At 73.8% G+C, this 20,815-nt stretch carries 14 protein-coding genes; 5 read left to right on the top strand and 9 right to left on the bottom strand.

Annotated elements, in window-relative coordinates:
- Positions 1 to 28: 28 nt before the first annotated feature.
- Both WMF39_RS43580 and WMF39_RS43575 read right to left on the bottom strand, forming a co-directional pair.
- Positions 29 to 460 (bottom strand): hemerythrin domain-containing protein, encoded by a 432-nt coding sequence (locus WMF39_RS43580; protein WP_437742322.1) that lies wholly within the window; start codon positions 458 to 460, stop codon positions 29 to 31.
- Between the two features lie 92 nt (positions 461 to 552).
- The gene (locus WMF39_RS43575; protein ID WP_437295835.1) at positions 553 to 996 is read right to left on the bottom strand and encodes a hypothetical protein; all 444 of its coding nucleotides are present in this window, start codon (positions 994 to 996) and stop codon (positions 553 to 555) included.
- A 150-nt stretch (positions 997 to 1,146) separates the two neighbouring features.
- Here WMF39_RS43575 and WMF39_RS43570 point away from each other — a divergent pair, with 150 nt between their 5' ends.
- Both WMF39_RS43570 and WMF39_RS43565 read left to right on the top strand, forming a co-directional pair.
- Positions 1,147 to 5,196, top strand: coding sequence for a transglutaminase-like domain-containing protein (locus WMF39_RS43570; protein ID WP_437742321.1), 4,050 nt, complete (start codon positions 1,147 to 1,149; stop codon positions 5,194 to 5,196).
- 193 nt (positions 5,197 to 5,389) lie between these two features.
- Positions 5,390 to 6,310, top strand: a complete 921-nt coding sequence (locus WMF39_RS43565) for a DUF2267 domain-containing protein (RefSeq protein ID WP_437742320.1) — start codon at positions 5,390 to 5,392, stop codon at positions 6,308 to 6,310.
- A 44-nt stretch (positions 6,311 to 6,354) separates the two neighbouring features.
- On the opposite strand, the gene WMF39_RS43560 is transcribed toward WMF39_RS43565, so the two are convergent.
- Together WMF39_RS43560 and WMF39_RS43555 are read right to left on the bottom strand one after the other, a co-directional pair.
- Positions 6,355 to 7,356: an NAD-dependent epimerase/dehydratase family protein gene (locus WMF39_RS43560; RefSeq protein WP_437742319.1), complete on the bottom strand. Its 1,002-nt coding sequence runs from the start codon at positions 7,354 to 7,356 to the stop codon at positions 6,355 to 6,357.
- On the bottom strand, positions 7,353 to 11,891 hold the full coding sequence (locus WMF39_RS43555; RefSeq protein WP_437742318.1) for an AMP-binding protein: 4,539 nt from the start codon (positions 11,889 to 11,891) through the stop codon (positions 7,353 to 7,355). The genes WMF39_RS43560 and WMF39_RS43555 overlap by 4 nt, the downstream gene beginning before the upstream one ends.
- Positions 11,892 to 12,230: 339 nt before the next feature.
- Here WMF39_RS43555 and WMF39_RS43550 point away from each other — a divergent pair, with 339 nt between their 5' ends.
- Positions 12,231 to 13,181, top strand: coding sequence for a deoxyribonuclease IV (locus tag WMF39_RS43550; protein ID WP_437742317.1), 951 nt, complete (start codon positions 12,231 to 12,233; stop codon positions 13,179 to 13,181).
- Here WMF39_RS43550 and hutU read toward each other — a convergent pair.
- The gene (gene hutU / locus WMF39_RS43545) at positions 13,096 to 14,769 is read right to left on the bottom strand and encodes a urocanate hydratase (RefSeq protein ID WP_437742316.1); all 1,674 of its coding nucleotides are present in this window, start codon (positions 14,767 to 14,769) and stop codon (positions 13,096 to 13,098) included. The two genes, WMF39_RS43550 and hutU, sit on opposite strands and share 86 nt — an antisense overlap.
- Positions 14,770 to 14,962: 193 nt before the next feature.
- On the opposite strand from hutU, the gene WMF39_RS43540 reads away from it, so the two are divergent.
- Positions 14,963 to 15,298 (top strand): hypothetical protein, encoded by a 336-nt coding sequence (locus tag WMF39_RS43540; RefSeq protein WP_437742315.1) that lies wholly within the window; start codon positions 14,963 to 14,965, stop codon positions 15,296 to 15,298.
- Between the two features lie 77 nt (positions 15,299 to 15,375).
- Here the strand turns inward: WMF39_RS43540 and WMF39_RS43535 are convergent, their stop codons facing one another.
- The 4 genes from WMF39_RS43535 to WMF39_RS43520 form a co-directional block, all read right to left on the bottom strand.
- Positions 15,376 to 17,442: a protein kinase domain-containing protein gene (locus tag WMF39_RS43535; protein WP_437742314.1), complete on the bottom strand. Its 2,067-nt coding sequence runs from the start codon at positions 17,440 to 17,442 to the stop codon at positions 15,376 to 15,378.
- A 22-nt stretch (positions 17,443 to 17,464) separates the two neighbouring features.
- On the bottom strand, positions 17,465 to 18,445 hold the full coding sequence (locus tag WMF39_RS43530) for a hypothetical protein (RefSeq protein ID WP_437742313.1): 981 nt from the start codon (positions 18,443 to 18,445) through the stop codon (positions 17,465 to 17,467).
- 228 nt (positions 18,446 to 18,673) lie between these two features.
- Positions 18,674 to 19,420, bottom strand: a complete 747-nt coding sequence (locus WMF39_RS43525; protein ID WP_437742312.1) for a hypothetical protein — start codon at positions 19,418 to 19,420, stop codon at positions 18,674 to 18,676.
- Between the two features lie 115 nt (positions 19,421 to 19,535).
- Positions 19,536 to 19,841: a YfhL family 4Fe-4S dicluster ferredoxin gene (locus WMF39_RS43520; protein ID WP_012240614.1), complete on the bottom strand. Its 306-nt coding sequence runs from the start codon at positions 19,839 to 19,841 to the stop codon at positions 19,536 to 19,538.
- A 167-nt stretch (positions 19,842 to 20,008) separates the two neighbouring features.
- Here WMF39_RS43520 and WMF39_RS43515 point away from each other — a divergent pair, with 167 nt between their 5' ends.
- Positions 20,009 to 20,767 carry a hypothetical protein gene (locus WMF39_RS43515; protein WP_437742311.1) on the top strand — a complete coding sequence of 253 codons (759 nt, stop codon included), beginning with the start codon at positions 20,009 to 20,011 and terminating at the stop codon, positions 20,765 to 20,767.
- Positions 20,768 to 20,815 lie beyond the last annotated feature (48 nt).

Here is a 20,815-nt window from a genome sequence, read left to right as displayed (position 1 = left end):
CATCCGTGTCGAGTTCATGCGTACCACCTCAGATGCCCTGCGGAACGGTTTCCTTCATCAGCTCGCGCCATTCGTCGTGGGTGAGCTCTGGATAAATGTAGTCGCCCTCGAAATTTGTATGGTGCAGGAGCAGCCGGGCGACATCGACGATGGCCCGCGCGACGTCGTCGCCCTGCGCAACGCCGGCCAGGGCGTCGGTCGCTTCACGCACGGCGGCGTGCTGCTTCAGCGCCACCTGGACCTCCTCGGCGAGCCCGCGCACCTGGAAATGCGGGAACAGGGCGGTCTCTTCGTAGCGCATGTGCCGCTCCATCGGTCCACGCAGGAACGCGAGCAGGCTCGCGCGCTCGGCGCTCGCCTCGTCCGTGGAGCGCTGCGCCAGCTCGATCAGCTTCTTCGCCGTGTCGCGAGCGAGCTCTTCCTCCTGGAAGAGCTCGCTCACCATCCGGTCCAGTTCCATGAGGTGCGGGCCGTCGTAGTCCAGATCCCGTGGAGGGTCGAGCGGGGCGCGGCGCGATCCCGCGGCGGAGCAGGTCGGCTCCGTCGTGCGCGTCAGTCATGCGCGCGGGCGCGGACGATCGCGGCGAGCCGGCCGACGACGCCGTTCGCGACCATGGCGAGCACCTGCTTCTCCAGCGCCTGTCGCTCGCTCGGCCTGCCGCCGAACGAGATGCGCGAGCGGGCGGTGGGGCCGCCGACGACGCGGCCGACGACGGTGCAGCTCACGCGGTGGACGTCGCCCCGCGTGGCCGAGGTGAACTCGACGACACGCGCGCTCAGCACGACCGATTTCGCCTTGCCGAAGTCCGCCTTCTTCGCGGCGCTGGAGAGCATGCCGCGCAGCGCTCGAGCCCGCTGGGCCTGGCCCTCGCCCGCGGGTACGTCGACGCTCTTCCATTCGACCTTGGTGTCGCGGGCGAAGGTCGATGCTGGCGAGGCCGTGAGCGTGGTCAGGGCCATCACCGCCGAGAGCAGCCATCGTGAAGCGCGGCGCATGCGCGCACGGTAGGGGGCCGCGGGCTCGCCGGCCAAGTTCGCGCACGGCGCGCGGGTGCGGCGCGCGCGGCGCGGCCGCACCCGCGCGTGATCGCCGCGCTCGCGCCGCGATCGGGCCCGCGCTATGCCGTGGCCGGGAAGCGAGGTTCGATGGAGCGCAGCTCGCCGGGGGGAGATCGACGGGATCGACGAGGACGAGATCGACGCGCGCGCGCCCGCGCGCTCCGCGGGGGCGGGTGGCTCGCCGCGCTGCTCGCGATCGCCGCGCCCGCGGCGAGCAACGCACAGTCGCCGCGTCCGGGAGGCGCGACGGCGGGCAGCGCGCCGGCGCCGCGAGCCGGGGGCGCGAAGGCGGGCGCGAGCGCGCCCGCGGCGGGCAGCGCGCCTGCGTCCGAGAAGCGCGCGCCCATCGTGCTGGCGCTGCGGTGGACCGCCGCGACGCCCGACGAGATGCTCGGCGCGGCGCTGGTCCGGGCGCGGCGGGGCGGCGACGATGCGTTCGCCGGGCTCGTGATCGCGGCGGCGCTCGCGGACCGCGCCGCGCAGGGCCGCGCCCGGGAAGGCCTCGCGCAGATCGGGGCGTCCTCCTCGCCGCTCGCCGATGAGGCGCGCTGGCTCGCCGCCTCGCTCGCCCCGGAGCCGCCGGCGGCGACGTGGCCGGGCGCGCGCGCCGTCTCGTACGACGCGCCCCCGGACCCGTCCGGGCTCGTCAAGGCGTTCGCCGTCCTCGGCCCGTTCCAGGACAACTCGGGCGGCGGGCTCGCGCTCCGCGAGGGGCCCGAGGGCGAAGGCCAGCGCTTCTCGGACATGAGCGCCCGCTACGCCTGGGGGGTGTACGACGTCGCGTGGCGCAGGGTGCTGCCCGCCGCGTCGACGGCGCGCGGCGTGCCGCTCGATCTTTACATCCATCCTCGCACCGAGACCTGCACGTACCTCGCCTCGCGCGTGACCGTCCCGGCCGCGCTCGATCGCAAGCCGATGCTCGCCCACGTCGCCGCGACCGGCGCCGTGCGGCTCCTGTGGGACGGCGCCGACGTCGCCGCGAGCGACGCGGCGCACGAGCGCCTCGTGCTCGACCGCATCGCCGCGCGCATCGAGGCGCCCGCCGGCGATCACCTGCTCGCCCTCAAGGTGTGCACCGGGGCCATCGCCGACGAGGGGCGCGTCCGCGTGCGCTTCACCGACGAGGACCGCCGGCCCGTGGCGCTCGCGACCTCGTCGGACCTCACGCCGCTCAAGCTGCCGCCGGCCCCGCCCCCGGGCGCGCGCGCCGCGACCGCCGTCGCGACGGCGCTCGACAGGGCGCTCGACGCGGGCGCGTCGCAGTCGCTCGATCAGACCCTCACGGCCGTCGTGGCGCGCACGCTCGGGGGCGCCGACGACCAGCGGTCGCCCCGCGCGCCCGGGCTGCTCGACCGCGTGACGCGGTCGCCCGGGATCTCCGCTGACGCGCTCGCGCTGGCGGGGTGGGTGTCGCCGTTCGGCGCGAACCGCAGCGGCTGGCTCGAGGCCGCGCGCGCCCGGGGCCTCGCCGAGAAGGACCGGGCCACCGCGGCGTTCGCGCAGCGCCGGCTGGTCGCCGCCCACCTCGCCTCGGAGCGTGTCGACTGGGCCGCGGCCGCGCTGCGCGAGGAGCCGCTGCGCTCGGCGCGCGATCCAGAGGCGCGCGTCCTCAGGGCGCTCGTCAAGAAGAAGCTCGCGACGGCGGGGCTCACGCGGGCCGGGCTCGAGGAGCTGCTCGCGGTCGAGCGCGAGCAGAAGGACCGGACGCCGGTCGTCGTCTGGCAGGAGATCGCGGCCGCGGCCCGGCTGGACCCGGCGCTCGAGCTGCGGGCCGCGCGCCGGCTCGCCGAGATCGCGCCCGAGTCGCGGGGCGCGCCCTACGTGCTCGCGTTCGAGCCCGACGGCGGCGCCGCGCTGGAGGTGGCGGCCGCCGGGGCGCTCGCGCAGCAGACGTCGGCCGAGGACGTCATCCGGATCGGCCGCGCGCTCCACGACGCGGGCCGCGTCGCGTGGGCGCGCGAGGTGCTGTCGTACGCGACGCAGGTCGCGCCGAACCAGCCCGCCGCGTTCCAGGCGCTCGCCGCGGTCCGGGAGGGCGGCGGGGGCGCGCGGCCGACGGCCGCCGCGTCGCGCGTGGCCACGGCCGCGCTCGCGCGGGCGCGCGACCTCACGCCCGGCGATCCCTACCTCAAGGCCGAGCTCGCGCTCCGCCTCGGCGAGGGCTCGGCCGGCGCGCCGGGCCGGCAGCGCATGCGCGACGAGCAGCACCTCGTCGCGCCCGGCGTCTTCATCTCGCGCGCACGTCAGACCCCGGCGAAGAAGGGGGAGGTGGCCGACCGGCAGCTCCACTGGGTGCGCGTCGTGACGTACCACCCGGACAAGCGCGTCTCGCAGCTCATGCACTACGCGCGCGAGATCGTCATCGAGCCGCGCACCGATCAGGATCTCTACGAGCGTGACATCCCCGCCGAGGGGGAGGACACGGAGCTCCTGCTCGCGCGGGTCCACCGCAAGGACGGCACGGTGGCGCAGCCGGACGAGCAGGGCGCGGGCGGGCAGAAGCCGTTCGTGCGCTGGCCCGAGCTCAAGGCGGGGGACGTGGTGGAGGTCGCGGTGCGCTCGTGGACCCGGGGCCCTGTCGGCCGCCGGGGCGACGCGCCGTTCTATTTCATCGACTACGTCGGCTCGACCGACACGCGGCCGATCCTCTACAACGAGGTCGTCGTCGACTCGCCGGCGAGCGACCCCCTGGCGATCGACGTACTGAACGGCAAGGCCGAGCGGGTGCTCAGGTCCGAGAAGGACGGCCGCCAGGTGACGCGGTACATCTGGGACGACCCGCCCGAGGTGCCCGAGGAGCCGCTCGCCCCGCACCTCGCGGAGGTGCTGCCGGTCGTCGTGGGCTCGACGTTCCACGGCTGGCACGACTTCCGGGAGTGGTACCGGGGCGCGGTCGCCGGCTTCATGGAGCCCGACGATCAGGTCCGCCGGCTCGCCGCGGAGCTCACCAAGGGCAAGGCCACGCGCGAGGCAAAGCTGCGGGCGCTCTTCGACTTCGTGGCGGACGACATCCGGTACGTGAACTTCGTGTCGGGCGAGTGGTGGCTGCCGAACCGCCCCCAGGAGCTCCTGGCGCGGCGCCAGGGCGACTGCGACGACAAGGCGATGCTGCTCATCACGCTGCTCAAGTCGATCGGCATCGAGGCGACGGAGGTGCTGGTGCAGACGCGCTACACGGGCCAGCCCTCGCTGCTCCGGAGCGAGGTGGCGGCGATCCCGGTGTTCGATCACGGCATCGCGTACCTCCCGGGCGCGGGCGGCGCGCCGGGCCTGTGGCTCGACGCGACGAGCCCGCAGAGCCGCCTGGGGCCGCTGCCGGCGATGGACGCGCGCACGCTTTCGCTGTTCGTCGACGAGGGGCCGCCGAAGATCGTGGAGACGCCGGCGAGCTCGCCCGCCGATCACGGCGTCGACGCCGCGTGGACGATCGCGCTGCTCCCCTCCGGCGCGGGCGAGCTCGCGGCGAAGGAGCGGCACATCGGCGACGCGGCGTTCGAGCTCCGGTCGAACCTGGCGGAGGCCGACGCGCGCGCGCAGTGGGTCGAGCGGTACCTCGCGTACGGCTGGTTCCCGACGGTCGACGTGAAGCCCAAGGTGGCGTTCCAGGCCGATCTCCCGCACGGGGCGGCGACGCTCGAGTACGAGGCGCGCTCCGAGGGGCTCGCCCGCCGCGAGGGCGCGGAGCTCTCCGTGCCGCTCTCGGGCGCGTCCACGATGACGTCGCAGCTCGCGCCGCTCGTGAAGCGCACGCTGCCGGTGGTCTTGCCGCCGAGCTTCGCGCCGCGGCACCACAACCGGACGATCACGATCACCGCCCCGCCCGGGTACGCGTTCGCCGAGCTCCCCCCGGGCGGCGACGAGAACGGCGGCGCGTTCGGGCGGGCGACGATCTCCTTCGCGAAGGTGCCCGGCAAGAACGCCGTGGTGGTGAAGGAGCGCGTGATCCTCGATCAGTCGACCATCCCGGTGGCGCAGTACGCCGCCTGGCGCGGCTGGCTGCAGCGGGTCGACGGGCTCCTGCACCGGATGGTGCGGCTCGCGCCGGTCGCGCCTGCGAGCAAGCAGGCGCGCAGCGCGCTGGGCACCGGGGCGGGCGGCGCCGGTGCGTCGCCGCAGGCGCGCGGCGCGATCCGCTGACGAGCGGCTTCGCCCCTCGCGCTGGCGGCGCGCCAGGCTCTTGCTCGTCCGCTCGCGGCGGCGATCGGCGATCCCGCGCGCCGCGTCCACCCGCCGGCCACGCGCGCCGCCTCGGTTGGTACCATTCTGGCTAGCCGCGCTCTGGCGTACGCACGCACAACCCCGAACGCGCTGCCCAGGGGAGGGACTCGCCATGTCGCTCGAAGAGTACCGACGCCCGCGAATGATCGTTCTTAGCCCGCGCTCGACCGCTTATGACGCCGTGAGGGCGATGATGGACAACCACGTCGGCGCGGTCCTGGTCCACGACGGCCAGCGCCTCGCCGGCATCGTGACCGACCGCGATATCGCGCTGGAGGTCGTGGCAGGCGACCTCGACGCGCGCAGCACGATGCTGCGCGACATCATGTCCGACGAGATCGCGACGCTCGAGCTCGACGCGTCGATCGACGACGCCGTGCGCACCATGCGCGATCATGCGTGTCGGCGCGTGCCGGTGACCGAGCAAGGGCGGCCCGTCGGCCTCGTGACCCTCGACGATCTGCTCGCCGATGGGGTCATCGACGCAGAGGCCGCCGGCTCCGTCGTGAAGGCGCAGCTCGAGGTGGCCGCCCGGTTCAAGCCGGAAGGCGCGCTGCACCCCGAGGGGACCGCGCGCCCGGAGCGCTCGCACGGCCGCGTGCGCGCCCTCACCCGGCGCAAGGCGCGCGCTGACAGCGCTTATGGCCGGCTGATCCACGCCGTCGAGCGCCACAGCGGCCTCCAGCAGCGCGACCGCGCGGAGCTCGCGCTGCAGATCGTCCTCGGCTGCCTCTGCCGCAGGGTGACGCCCCAGGAGGCGCGGCACCTCGTCGCGCAGCTGCCCTCGAAGCTCCACCCGTCGCTCGAGCCGTTCCTCGACGGGCCGGACAAGCGCATCACGACGGCGACCATCGAGGCCGACGTCGCGCGCGAGCTGCGCATGGACCGCGAGGCCGCCGGCTTCGTGCTGCAGGCGATCTGCGAGGCCGTCGCGGACAGCGTGTCCGCGGGGGAGATCGAGGGGTTCCGCGGTCAGCTCCCGCTCGACATGAAGGACCTGTTCCCGCCGACCCCGCTCCGCCGGGCCATCTGAGCCGGGATTGGCCCGGCGCGACGAGGCCGCGCGCCGCGCGCCGCCTACGCTTGCGGCCAGACCACGCCGCGGGCGCGCAGATCGGCGACGGTGTCCGCGAGGGTCTCGAGCGGGTCGCGCGGCGTCCAGCCGAGCTCGCGCCGGGCCTTCGTCGCGTCGAGGTACCAGAAGTGCTGGCCCATCTCGGCCGACACCGGATCGACCGGCAGATCGAACGGCAGCCGCTTCCGCGCCTGCTCGATGAGGTGCGCGCCCGCCTTCGCGAGCGCGATGCTCCGCGGCAGCCGCAGGGCGGGGGCCGGGACGCCCGAGATGCGCGCGAGGCGGCGGAAGAAGACCTCCAGGCTCATGTTGGCGGCGCCGAGCAGGTAGCGCTCGCCCGGGCGGCCCTTGTCCATCGCCAGCGCCATGCCTTGGGCCGCGTCGCGGGCGTCGACGAAGGAGAGGCCGCCCGCGGGGGTGAAGGGGAGCCGGCGCTCGAGGAAGCTCACGATGTCGCCGGTCGAGGCGCCGTGGACGTCGCCCGGGCCGAGCAGGATGCTCGGGTTGACGGCGAGGACCTCGAAGCCGGGCCCGCTGCGATCGAACGCCGCGCGCTCGGCGTACAGCTTCGAGCGGTAGTAGGGCCAGCCGGCGATGAGGTCGATCGGCGTCGCCGCCGTCTCGTCGCGGACATCGCTCGGGTCCTTGCTGACCGCGACGACGCCGCTCGTGCTCGCGATCACCGCGCGCTTCACCCCGGCGTCGCGGCAGGCGTCGAGGGTGATCTTGGTCCCCTCGACGTGCGTCCGGTAGAGCGCCTCGGCGTCCTCGCGGCGCCGCGAGACGCGCCCGGCGCAGTGGAAGACCCCGTCGCAGCCCTCGGCGGCGCCGCGCACCGACGCCGCGTCGAGGATGTCTCCGCGGCGAAGCTCCACGCCCTGCGCGGCGAGCGCGGGCGCCTCTGCCCGGCAGAGCGCCACCACGTCATGGCCACCCCCACGGAGCGCCGTGACGAGGTGCGATCCCAGGAAACCGGTCGCGCCGGTGACGAGATAGCGGCTCATGCGAGGTCGAAAACCTTCTGGAAGGTCTGCAGGAGGGAGATGTCGTTCGATTTCACGAGGCCCGTCATGAACTCCATCGGGCTCGGTGTGTAGGCCTCGCGGACGATCTTGGTGAATATCTCGGGCGTGGTCTTGAGGACACAGTCCGCTTGCTGGCTTGGCTTACCGATCCGCGCCTCGCAGCTGGCCGCGTCGATCCGCAGCGTCCACTTCGCCTCGTCCTCCGTGCCGAGCGTCACGTAGTAGGTGATCGGCTGGGTGACCCGCCCCGCCACGTATTTCGACTCGAGCTCGCGGAACAGGACCGTGAGCGGGTGCTCCTTGGCGGTGGTGGCGGCCTGATCGATGCTCTCGACCCGGCTCAGATCCAGGGCGCCGCCCTCCTTGAGCTTGATGACGGCGAGCTGCGTGAGCTCCGCGACCTTGCGGCAGGCCACCGCGTACTTCATCCCGGCGGTGAGCCGCCGGAGGTCGCCGATCGCGAGCGGCGGCCCGATGCGCGCGACGAGGTCGCGGCGGATCGGGACGGTGCGCCCCTTGGGGAGCGCCTCGAAGGTGCCGCCCAGGTAGAGGGGCAGGATGTCGACGTTGTGCGTGAGCGCGAGGTGCCCGATCGCCGGCTTGAACTCGAGGATGCCGCCGTCGGGGCTGCGCGTGCCCTCCGGGAAGAGGAGCACGGTCCGCCCGCGATCCAGGATGTCGCCGGTCTGGCGCAGCGCCGTGCGGAGGCCGCCCTTGCGGTCGAAGGGCGCGAGGTTCGTGAGGTTCTCGAAGTAGGCGCGCCGCCAGCGGTTGCCCTCGAAGAAGTAGTCCTGGGCGGCCAGCGAGACGAGGCCGTCTCCGTAGCTGCCCAGCGCGAACTTCACGAGGCCCATGTCGAGGTGGCTCGCGTGGTTCGAGACGACGATCGTGTTGCGGTTGTGCGGGATGAACGCGCGCCCGTAGACCTTCGGGCTCATGACGTTCCCGTAGAAGCCGGACTGGACCTTGTTCATCCAGTGCTTGGCGAAGTCGGCCACCGGGCGGGGGATGTGGATCGGCTCGTCGCCCACGCCGTGCGCCTTCGGCTCTGCGGTCGCCGCGCCGGCGTCTTGCGCGACGGCCGCCGCGCCCGCGCCGGCCTCGGCGGCGAGGCGCGTGACGATCGCCTTCACCTCGGAGCGCTTCACCTGACCGGACGCGGTGCGGGGCAGGTCGGCGTCGTCGAGGTGGACGGCCATGGGGTGGCACGGCTTGGGCAGCGCCTGGATCGCCGTCCGGAGCGCGTCGAGCGCGCGCTCGTGCTGCGTGGCCCGCGCGAGCGCCGCGTCGCCCTCGCCGCCCTTCGCGCCCGGCGCCGTGGGGACGGCGAGGCAGGCGACCTGCTCGCCGCCGCGGCCGTTGTCGATCCCGACGATGGCGAGCTCCTTGACGTGCTCGACCTTGCCGAGCATTCGCTCGATGTCGGCCGGGTACAGGTTCTCGCCCTTCGCCGCGCTGATGACCTCGCTCTGCCGGCCGACGAGGACGAGCCGCCCTTGCTTGTCGAGCTTGCCGAGATCGCCCGTGCGGAGCCACCCGTCCGCGTCGAGGGCCGCCTGGGTCGCCTCCGGGTCGTCGGCGTAGCCCTTCATGACGTTGGGGCCGCGCGCGAGCACCTCGCCGACGCCGTTCGCGTCCGGGTTCGCGATCTTGATCTTCACCCCGGGGATCGGCTTGCCGACGTTCCCCGGGCTCGCCGCCGGCGAGGGCTTGGTGACGGTCAGGAGCGGCGCCGCCTCGGTCAGGCCGTAGCCCTCGGCGAGCGGCAGGCCGAGCCCCTTGAACACGGCGGCCGTGTCCCTGGGGAGCGCCGCGCCGCCCGAGATGAGGAAGCGGACGTTGCCGCCGAGCGCGTCGTGGACGCTGCCGAAGAAGAGGCGCCCCGCGTTCAGGCCCAGGCGCTTGCCGAGCATGCGGTTCAGCTCCATGGCCCAGCTGAACGCGGTGGCCGCGGCGGGCCCCTGCTCCTTCACCCTGGTGACGATCTGGCGCTCCAGCATCTGCCAGAGCGCGGGCACGCCGACCATCGCCGTGACGCGCGCCTTCTTCAGCCCGTCGCTCACCCGATCGGCCGAGACCTCGTCGAGGTAGATGATCCGCGCGCCCTGCGACAGCGGCAGGAGCAGGCCGCAGGTGACCTCGAAGGTCTGGTGGAGCGGCAGCACGCTGAGCACGCGGTCGCTCGCCTTGAGCGGGAACAGCGGCGCCAGCGAGGCCAGCAGCGCCGTGAAGTTGCCGTGCGTGAGCAGCACGCCCTTCGGCTCCCCGGTCGTGCCGCTCGTGTAGACGACGCTCGCGACGTCCTGGCTGCCCACGCGCACGTCCGGGGGCGCGAGCCCGTCGCCGGACGCCGGGCCCAGGTCGGGCACCTGGCCCTCGGCGAACCCGACCATGTCGAAGGCGACCAGGTTCGGCAGCGCCGCGCGCATGTCGGCGCCGAGCTTCTGCTCCACGCCGCTGTCCCAGAGGACGACCTTCGCTGTCGACGAGCGGAGGACGTCCGCGAACGCCTTCGCGTCGAGCCCGGGATCGATCGGGACGGCGACAGCGCCTGCGCGGAGGATGCCGAAGTAGGCGACGGGCCACGCCGGCTGGTTCGCGCCGGAGAGCGCCACGCGATCGCCGCGGCGGACGCCGAGCGCGGCGAGGCGCGCGGCGGTCATGCAGGCCGCGTCGCGGAGCTCGCGGTAGCTCGTGCGCGAGAGCCCGTCCTGCTCGAACCGCTGCACCGAGAGCGCGTGATCGAAGCGCTCGGCGACCTCGTCGAGCAGGTCGACCAGGCTGTCGTAGGGCCGGAGCGGCTTGATCTCCCGGCGGAGCATCTCCTCCATGAGCGGGAAGGCCCACTTCTCCAGGCCGGGGAGGTGGACGTTCCAGATGTAGTCGCGCCAGTCGATCTTCTCGGGCGCCCAGACGAAGCGCGCCCGCTCCTCGGGGGGCATGCGGGCCATCGCCGCGCGCGTGTTGGCGCAGGAGTAGATCCAGTCGCCCTCCGCGACGAACGGCATGAAGACCTCGAGGAGCGTGGCCGTCTTCTGCTCGGTCCTGGCGGCGTTCTCGAGCGCGGCCGCCGCCGGCTTGAGGAGGGCCGCGGCGGGGCCGACGCTCGCCGTCTTGAGCAGGCCGCCCAGGCCGCGGAGCGCGCCCTCGATGGCCCGCGCGCCGTGCGCGCCGTACTGCTGCCGGGTCAGCCCGCGCGGCTCGAAGCGGGACGACACGACGTCGAAGAGCGAGGTCTTCTTTCCCTCGAACACCTGCCGCCGCTTGTAGAGCCCGGCGAGCTCCAGGTAGCGCGTTACCCGGCAGCCGTTCGTGTCGGTCGATCCGTACTGGTACACCGCGGGCGCGCGGCCCTCGATGAGCTCGCAGAGCGAGGCGATCATGCCGCTCGCGGTCATGTCGACCGGGATGAGGTCGAGCCGCACGTCGTGGTCGCCCGGGAACTGCACCTGCCCCTTCGAGGCGAGGTAGAGGTACGGCGCCGAGGTGTTGATCCCCTCGTTCCAGCCGGTGAACGGGAACTCGACGGCGGTCTCGACGACGGCGGGGCGGACGATGGTGAAGGGCAGCCCGGAGCTCGCGAGGACCTGCTCGCCGATGCTCTTCGTGTAGGTGTAGATGTTGGTCCACCCCCAGAAGAGCGCGCGCTCCTTGCCGGCCTCGATGAGCCGGTCCTTGATGAACTTGCGCTTCACCCTGGCGAGCTCGTTCTCGAGCGCGCTGCCCCGGCACGGCTCGCTGCGCGCGGCCAGGTTGGCCTTGGCCTCGTCGAGGAAGGCGCTCTGCCGGAAGGCGTCCTCGCACCGCTGGCGCGCCTGCTGCACGAGGTCGAGGCACTCGCTGATCTCGCGCTGCGGATCCCAGTGCGACCGATCGAGGGTCCGCTTCGGGCAGGCGGCGCCGAACCACGTCTCGCCCGCGGCGCGGGGGAAGGGGATCTCGGCCGGGTGGTTCTCCTCGATGAGCCCGGAGCGGTAGCCTGCGACGAAGCAGGTGCTCGTGTGCATCACCTTGGCCCCGAGGGTCCGCGCGAGCTCGACGAGGTTGCTGATGCCGAACGCGTTGACCTCGAGCGCCTCGTCGAGCGGCGGGTTGAAGTCGACGACGCCGGCCACGTTCACGACCGCGGCGATCGTGCCCGTGAGCTCCCCCACGCGGTCGCCCAGCCCGAGCAGCGGCAGGCCGACGTTGCCGTTCATGGGCGTGATCTTCTGCCGCAGGTACTCCTCGAAGGCGGGCCCGGGGTACTGCTCGCGGATCGGGTCGAAGACCGGCGAGGTCACGATCTGCGACCAGAAGCGCTCCTCCGGCGACTGGTTCTCCTTGGCCCGGACGAGCAGGTAGATGTGGGCGATCTCCGGGAACCTCGCGAGCAGCATGGCCAGCCAGACCTTGCCGAGGAAGCCGGTCCCTCCGACCACCACGAGCCGCTTGCCCGAGAGCACGTGCGACGGCACCAGCGGCGGGGCCGCCGCGGTTTCCTCGCCCTTGGCCCCACCCGGCGACCCCGGCACTGCCTCTCCGGCTCCGGCCCCGTTCGTAACACCCATATGGCTCATCGAGACTCCAGGAAGGCCGCTCAATTCGCGCCTGGGCAGGAACGCGTCAAGGGTGAGGTGCCGCGAACCGGGGTTCGCGCCCTCCCGGCATACGGTTTGCTCGATTTGTTCGCGGAATCGGCGTCGTCCCAAGGGGACGGACGAGGCGGCCCGGGCGTTGCCTTCATGCGTGAGAGCGCGTGGGAGCGCGCGGTGGCGCGCGGTGGCGCGCGGATGACGGGGGCCGTGGCAGATCGGGTGGGCTCGGGGCAATGCCTTGCCGGCGGCGGGGAAGCGCCCCAAGCAGTGCGGCCCATGATCTTCGGCGCGCACGAGTCCGTGGCTGGCGGCCTTCACCGCGCGATCGCGCTGGCGGGGGAGGACCGCTGCGAGGCGGTGCAGATCTTCACCAAGGTCTCGGGCCAGTGGCGGGAGCCGGCGCTGAGCGCGGAGCAGATCGCCGCGTTTCGCGCCGCGCGCGCGGCCTGGGCCGGCGCGGGCCGGACGCTCGCCCATGCGAGCTACCTCATCAACCTGTGCGCCGACGACGCCGCGATCCTCGAGCGCTCGCGGGAAGCGCTGTTCCAGGAGCTCGCGCGGTGCGACGCGCTCGGGATCGACTTCGTGGTGTTCCATCCGGGCGCGCCCCGCAGCCTCGGCGAGGAGGTCGGCCTCGACCGCATCGGCGAGAGCTTGTCGATCGTGCTCTCTCGCGGGAAGGGGCTCCGCGCGCAGCTGTGCATCGAGAACACGGCCGGGCAGGGGTCGACCCTCGGCCACCGCGTCGATCAGGTCGCCGCGATGATCGAGCGCGCCGGGCCGGAGGGGTCGCGGCTCGGGGTCTGCATCGACACGCAGCACGCCTTCGCGGCGGGGCACGACCTCCGGAGCGAGGCCGGCTACGAGCGGTTCTGGAGCGACTTCGGCCGGCTGCTCGGGCTGGATCGGCTGCGGTGCATGCACGTGAACGACTCGAAGGCGGCGCTCGGTCAGCGGGTCGATCGGCACGAGCGCGTCGGCGACGGGGAGATGGGGCTCGCGCCGTTCTGGCGCCTCACGAACGACGCGCGGCTCGCGCGCGTGCCGGCGGTGATCGAGCTGCCGCCGCTCGCGAAGGAGCGGCGCGGCTACATGGAGGAGATCGCGCGGCTGCGCGCCCTCGAGGGCGCGGCGGAGCCGGTCACCCTGCCCGGTGCGGCACCCGGACGCCCTTCTCCTCCGCCACGCGGCACGCCGTCTCGTAGCCCGCGTCGGCGTGCCGGATGATCCCCATCCCCGGATCGATGGTGAGCACCCGCTCGAGCCTCTGCCGAGCGGCCTCGGTGCCGTCGGCGACGATCACCATCCCGGCGTGCAGCGAGTTGCCGATCCCGACGCCGCCGCCGTGGTGGAAGCTCACCCACGACGCGCCGCCCGCCGTGTTCGCGAGCGCGTTGAGGATCGCCCAGTCGGCGATCGCGTCGGAGCCGTCCTTCATCGCCTCCGTCTCCCGGAACGGCGACGCGACCGACCCGCAGTCGAGGTGGTCGCGCCCGATCACGATCGGCGCCTTCACCCGGCCGGTCCGGACGAGCTCGTTGAAGGCGAGCCCGACCTTCGCGCGATCGCCATAGCCGAGCCAGCAGATCCGCGACGGGAGCCCCTGGAACGCGATCTTCTGCTCCGCGAGCTCGATCCAGCGGCGGAGATCGGCGTCGCCCGGGACCGCCTCGAGCACCGCGCGGTCGGTGGCGAGGATGTCCTCGGGATCGCCCGAGAGCGCGACCCACCGGAACGGGCCCTTGCCCTGGCAGAACAGCTCCCGCACGTACGCCGGCACGAAGCCGGGGATCGCGAACGCGTCCTCGGCGCCCGCCTCCATCGCGCAGGTGCGGATGTTGTTGCCGTAGTCGAAGACCTCGGCCCCGCGCCGCTGCATCGCGAGCATCGCCTCGACCTCCCTCCGCATCCCCGCCTTCGCGCGCGCGACGTACACCCCGGGATCGCGGGCGCGGAGCTCCGCCGCCTGCTCGAGCGTGAGCCCCGGCGGGACGTAGCCGACGAGCGGATCGTGCGCCGCGGTCTGCTCGGTGACGAGGTCGGGCGTGACGCCGCGGCGCACGAGCTCCGGGTAGACGTCGGCGGCGTTGCCGCAGAGGGCGATCGAGCGCGGCGCCCCGCGCTGGACGCTCTCGAGGACGGCGTCGAGGGCGCGGTCGAGATCGTCGATGCGCTCGTCGACGTAGCGGGTGCGGAGCCGCTTCTCGATGCGCGCCGGGTCGATCTCGACGCCGAGGCAGGCCATGCCCGCCATGGTCGCGGCGAGCGGCTGCGCGCCGCCCATGCCGCCGAGCCCCGCGGTGAGCACCCAGCGCCCACCGCCCGGGGCGCGCGCCGCGTGCGCCTTCCGCGCGGCGACGAACGTCTCGAAGGTGCCCTGAACGATCCCCTGTGAGCCGATGTAGATCCAGGAGCCCGCGGTCATCTGCCCGTACATCGTCAGGCCGAGCGCCTCGAGCCGGCGGAACTCGTCCCACGTCGCCCACCGGCCCACGAGGTTCGAGTTCGCGAGGAGCACGCGGGGAGCGTCCGGGTGCGTGCGGAAGCGGCCCACCGCCTTGCCCGACTGCACGAGGAGCGTCTCGTCGTCCGCGAGCTCCCGGAGCTCGCGGACGATCACGTCGAACGCCTCCCACGATCGCGCCGCCTTCCCGGTGCCGCCGTAGACCACGAGATCGTCGGGGCGCTCCGCGACCTCCGGATCGAGGTTGTTGTGGAGCATCCGGAGCGCGGCCTCCTGGATCCACCCCTTGCAGCTCCGCTCGCTTCCCCGCGGCGCGCGCACCACCCGGGCCCCCTGCTCTCCGGTCGTCATGCTGTCGTGTACTCCACCCGGTCCTGATCGACCAGAAGGCGCGGCGTCCGCCGCGCCGCGCGGCGAGGCGACGCGAGGCGCACGCCGCCGCGCGACGCGAGCCTGCTCGATCCTCTCCGGGGCAGCCGGCTTCGTCCGAACCGGAGTATGCTTGCTCGGGGCGCGCGCAGCGCCCGTGTGTCCGGGAGAATCCATGATCTCGACGATCCGTTCGGCCCTCGCGCGTTGTCCGGTCCGGGCCCTCCAGCTCGCAGCCCTGGCGCTCACCCTCGCGACCACGGGGTGCGACAAGGTCGGGTGCTTCGAATGGACCGAGATCGAAGGGGCATGCCCCTCCCAGGAAGAGGCGCTCGCCTATTTCGGAAGCGACTCGTGCGGCGGCGAGGTCGAGTCGGTCGACAGCGAGCCCGAGTACGACGACGGTTACTGCTGCTACGACATCACCAAGCGCGACGAATACGGGGGCGCCTGCACCTCGCCCGGCGGGCGCATCTCGCCGCCGCCGCCCGCCCCGTCTCCGCCGAACTGAGCCGGCGCTCCGGACGCCCCCGCGCCCGCGCATCGCGGGCCTCGCGTGTGGCGCCGCCTCCGCCCTGGTTCATCGAGCTAGAGCTCGTCCAGCGCGTTCCTGTCGAGCTCCTGGAGCGCCGCGAGATCCCGCGCCGCAAGCTCCTCCACGTCGCCGGGAGCCTCGCGCGGGTAGGCCAGCGTGAGCTCGCCGTCGTGGACGTAGAGGTGCTGGCTGTCGATGCACCCGTGCGCGCCTCCGGCCGCGTGGAGCGCCGCGATGGCCTCGCCGAGGCGCGCGCGCTGGGCCCTGGTCAGCGCGCGCGCCTCGTCGGCGAGCGCGCGGCCCTGGGGCAGCGCCACCCAGACCTCGCCGCTGGCGAGATCGACCCGGAGGACGGACGTCAAGGCCGCGTGGCCGGCGCGCGCGAAGGCCCGGGCCCGGGCGAGGGTCGCGTCGTCGAGCTGCAGCACGAGGACGTCGCGATCGATCCAGGCGTCGTGCCAGCGCCCCTCCGTGTCCCGGCCGTCGCCGACCTCCAGGGTCGCCGCGAGCCGCGCCGCCGTGGCGGGCGGCGCGTCGCTCGATCGGGGCCGGCCGCTCGCGCGCGACCGCCGCGGCCGCGGGCGCTCTGGCCAGGCCATCGCGGTGATCGCGCGCCGCGCCTCGAACGCGTCGCCCGGCCGCGCGGCGGGGTCCTCCGCGAGCAGCGCCGCCACGGCCGCGTCGTGGGCCGCCGTGAGGTCCGGATGGACCTCGCTCGGCGCGGGATCGAGCCGCCCGCGCACGGCGGGGGCGGGCGGCTCTCCGGTGAGCAGCTCGGCGAGCACCGCGCCGACGCCGTACAGATCGCTCGCCAGCGTCGCCGGTCGGCCCATGCGCTGCTCCGGCGACATGTACGCGAACGTCCCGATCGCGCCCGCCGTGGCGGTGGACGAGAGATCCCCGAGGTGCGCCGCGCCGAAATCCGCGAGGTGAGCCGTCCCGATCTCGTCGAAGAGCACGTTGCTCGGCTTCACGTCGCGGTGGAGGATGCCGAGGCGGTGCGCCTCGCCGAGCGCGGACAGGAGCGCGCCCGCGATCTCGACGGCGCGCGCGGGCGTGACCGGATCCCCCCGCAGCCGCTCGATCAGGGACCCGCCCGTCATCCAGGCGAGCACCATCGCCGGCCCTTCGGGGTGGTACGCGCGGAGCGCGACGACGTTCGGGTGCCGGAGCTGGGCGAGGGCGCGCGCCTCGCGCTCGAACCGGAGGAGCGCGTCGCGGCCCGCTCCGAACGCCGCGCCCGCGAAGATCTTCACGGCGACGCGCTCCGCCGTGATCCGGTCGCGCGCCTCCACCACGCGCGCGTGGGGCGTGGCCGTGACCTCGCGCAGGGTCTCGTAGCGCCCGAAGAGGAGCGGCCCGACGGGCGCGGGGCCCGCAGGAGGAGGTCCCGCGGCGGCGCTGCCGGGAGCGGCGCCTCGCGACGAGAGCGCCTCCTGGCCGGGCGGCTCGAGCCGGGCGAGCTCGTCGCGGACGGTCCGCGCGGCGTCCTCGAGCCCGAGCTCGCTCAGGCAGCGGCCGAGCAGCGGCAGCGCGCGGGCCCGCTCGGCGGCGGCGGGCGGCAGCTGCTGCAGCGCGCGCACGGCGGCCTCCGTGCGGCCGTGGCGCGCGAGCAGCTCACCCAGCGCGAGCCACGCCGCCGCGTCGCCCGGGCGGCGGCGGAGCGCGGCCTCGAGCACCCGCGCGCCGTCGGCGGGGCGGCCGGCGAGCTCGAAGCTCTCGGCGGCGCGGCACGCGTCGTGGGCCGCGGTGAACGCCTCCGCGGCCGCCGCGTGAGCGCCGAGCGCCGCGAACAGCGCGCCCGCGTGGCGCGAGAACCCGCGCGCCGCGAGGTCGGCGGCGACGCGCAGCGCGGCGTCCCGGGGCGACGTGGCGGCGATCCGCTCGAGCGCCTCGCGCGCGAGCGCCTCGTCGCCGCCGAGCGCGGCCATCAGCGCGGCGCGGGCCGGGTCCCCGGCTGCCAGCGCCTCCTGGGCCGCGCCGGCGAAGTCGCAGACGCGCTCGAGCAGCTCGGAGGCGCCCGCGTGATCTCCGGCCGCCGCGAGGAGCGCCGTGCCGCGATCGCGCTGCCCGATCGCGGCGAGCTCGGCCGCGCGACGTCGCAGATCCTCGTACGCCACGCCGATGTCTGTCGGAGCGCCGTCAGCGCGCGGCGATGCGCGCTCGGCCGTTCACGGAGAGGTCGAAGCGCACCTCGCCGAGGTCGATCCCCGAGGTGTTGAACGGCACCTGCCGCGTCCGGTGCACGGCGAGCGTCGCGTTCGCCGGCAGAGGCCCGAGCGTCGAGGGATCCAGCAAGGAGCCCGGGATCACGCCCCGCCCGGTGTCCTTGAACGCGCACCGCACGGTCGCGCCGTGGGCCGAGGTCACGTCGACGTAGATGATGTCCCGCGTCCGGCCGGCCTCGCCGCCCTCGTCCGCGCGCCACTGCACGACCGCGCCGACCCCTGCGTCGAGATCGACGCCGTCGGCCAGCTCGGCGTCGCCGATGCGCACCTCCTCGGGACCCGCGGGGGCATCGGCCTCGAACGCGAACCGGTCGAGCTGCCCCGAGCCGGAGCTCTCGAACACGTACCGCGCCGGCGCAGGCAGATCGCTGGTGGCGTCGCGCGACGTGTAGAACACGCCGAAGACCAGGGCGCCCACGTCCGGGAACGCGCGGGCGGCGAGCGGCATCTCGGTGCTCTCGGTCTTCATCGTCACGTCGCCCGCGTCGAGGAGCTCGATCGGGCTGAGCGAGCTGAAGTTGCTCGCCTCGTCGTCGGCGGCGGGCGAGAGGACCATGCAGCTGCCGGCGGAGGGGAGGACGAACGGCTTCCCGACGGCCCCCTCGGCGAGCTCGGGATCCATCGCGGACGAGAGCCGCATGAACTTCGCCAGCACGTTCGTGACCGCCCCCGCCCCCTCGGCGCCCGCGCTCGGCTGCGCGGCCTCGTCGAGCTCACCGGGGGTGGCGGCCACGGCGGCGTCCCGGCTCAGGTTGATCGCGCGCTCGACGCGCACGACCCCCTGGGTGACCACCCCGTTGACCTCCGTCGCGTCGCCCGCGACAGGCGCCGAACAGCCGACGAGAGCTGCACCGGCGAGCAGGCATGAAGCGGCGAGGGCGCCGTGGGGACGCATAGATCCGAGTCTAAGACGGGTCCTCCGGCCGGGCAAGCGCCTGTGCTTGCCACCGAAAATGGCAGGGAATCCGTCTCATTACGTTTTGCTAGGTTTTGCTACGTTTTGTTGCGCTTTGCCGCGCTTTGCCGCGGCTCGTCACGCCCTGTTACGTTTGGTTACGTCTGGGAACGCTCCGAACGTGGCGTTTGCCGACGTTGCAACGTCGTTGCGTTTGTTTCGACCGTGTCAGAAGGTGACCGTGAGGCCGCCGCCCGGGGCGACGGTGCCCTGATCGATGGCGACCGGATCGCCGGCGATCTCGCCCTCGGCGTGGTGGTAGGTCGCGGTGGCCTCGACCGCGACGTGCACATGGCGGAAGCCCGCGCGGATGCCCAGCACGAACCCGAGCTGGAGATGCTGGCCCGACGCGTCGACGAGCGGTCCTCGGAGCGCCGCTCCGGCGGCGGGCAGCCGCACCTCGCCGCCGAGGAGCTCGAAGCCGAGCCGGGGACCGAACCAGAGCGCGTAGAGATCCGCGTCCGACCGGAAGCCGAGCAGGAGAGGGACGTCGAGCCCTGCGCCGTGGACGTCGATCCCTTCTGCGCTGGGGCCCGGCCCGCCCGCGAGCAACGCCGAGGCGCCGAGGCCGATCGACAGGGCCGCGTCGCCGAGCGGGAATGCGTGGCGCCCGTCGAGCCGGATGGCTCGCCCCGTGTACGTCAGCCCCGCTTCGTTCTCGCCCTCGATCCCGACGCGGGCGCTGGCCCAGGGTGCGACGCCGGGCGACACGGTGATCTCGGAGAGCTTTCGCCGCGCGGCGCCCTCCGCCGTCGCCGGGCCTGTGGCGCTCGCCCCTGCGTCCGCCGCTCCGGCGACGACCATGTCACCCGACAGGCCGCCGCCGAGGCGCACGGCGCCGGGACGGAGGACGTGCGCCGGGTGGAGCAGCGGACCGCTGCCATGGCAGCCCGCGCAGGCACCCGCGAGAACCACTGCGGCCCAGCGCCGGATCACGGTGTGACCCGGGCGCCGCATTGAACCGACGGTGCCGACGGAGGCATGGGAAGCGCGGCCGGAGAGGCGACGCGATGGTGCGCGAAGAGGCGCGCTACTTGCGGAAGCGCGAGGGGTAATCGTTGGCGGCGGCCCGCTTCTTCAGCTCCCCATCGTCGGGGTGCAGCCGGACGGCGCGTGCGATGAGGACCTCCTCGGTCTCCACGATCTGCGGGTTGGGCAGGCAGCACTCGACCGGGCACACGGCCTGGCACGCTTCGTGATCATAGAAGCCGACGCACTCGGTGCAGAGCTCCGGATCGATCACATAGATCTCGTCGCCCTCGCTGATGGCTTCGTTCGGGCATTCCGGCTCGCAGGCGCCGCAGTTGATGCAGTCTTCGGTGATGTAAGTCGCCATGGCCTTCGCTTCGTTCTCCGGGGTCACCCCGGTCCGCTCGTTTGTAGAGGCCTGACCGCAAGGTGTCAATTCGGGCGGAAGCCAGCGCCGGTTCCGGGACGGCGTCTGGGCGTCGTGGGCCTACGCTTGCGCGCGGGCGCCCCTGCCGGTACTAAGCGGCCTCCTCGATGCTCCGCCTCACCGAGCCCGCCCTCCTGCTCGCCTTCCTTGGCGCATCCTCGCTGCTCGCCGGATGTGGCCCCCAGATCGGCGATCCGTGCACCTCGTCGCTCGATTGCGTGCAGGCAGAGCAGCAGCTCCTCTGCGATGGGACGCAGCCTGGCGGCTACTGCACGGTCTTCAACTGCGAGCCGGACAGCTGCTCCGGGAGCAGCGTCTGTGTCGCGTTCAACCCGGTGATCGAGCCGGCGTGCAGCGAGCTCGAGAACGTCCGCTGGCCGCGCTTCGAGCGGACCTTCTGCATGGCCACCTGCGATGAGGACGACGACTGCCGCAGCGGCTACTCGTGCGTCGCGCTGGGCAACATCCAGGGTGCCGCAGCGATAGCGCCGGGCGAACGCAACGCCGCGATCGTCGACGCCACGCCGGAAGGATCGAGGGCCTGCCTGCCGAACCCGCCGTCTGCGTCGAGCGAGCCGCCGGGCGACGCCGAGAGCGAGCCCGGGGTGTGCAGGGCCGCGCCTGAACAGCCGGGAGTTCCGGAGGAATGGCCCACGTACACGGCCTCGGGCGCGGGAGGCGGCGGTGGCGCGGGTGGCGAAGGCGGCGGCTCGGGTGGCGAAGGTGGCGGCTCGGGCGGCGCTGGCGGCGGTTCGGGTGGCGAAGGCGGCGGCGGCTCGGGCGGCGAAGGTGGCGGCTCGGGCGGCGCTGGCGGCTCGGGCGGCGCTGGCGGCTCGGGCGGCGCTGGCGGCTCGGGCGGCGGCTGAGCGCCGCTCGGTGCGGCCCGGCTTTGCGCATCGACCGTGCTAGCGTTG

The organism is Sorangium sp. So ce1504 (genome assembly GCF_051521635.1).
GTDB classification, from domain to species: domain Bacteria; phylum Myxococcota_A; class Polyangia; order Polyangiales; family Polyangiaceae; genus Sorangium; species Sorangium cellulosum_B.
The sequence above is the reverse complement of the archived record's forward strand: the minus strand, read 5'-3'. Positions and strand labels throughout refer to the sequence as shown.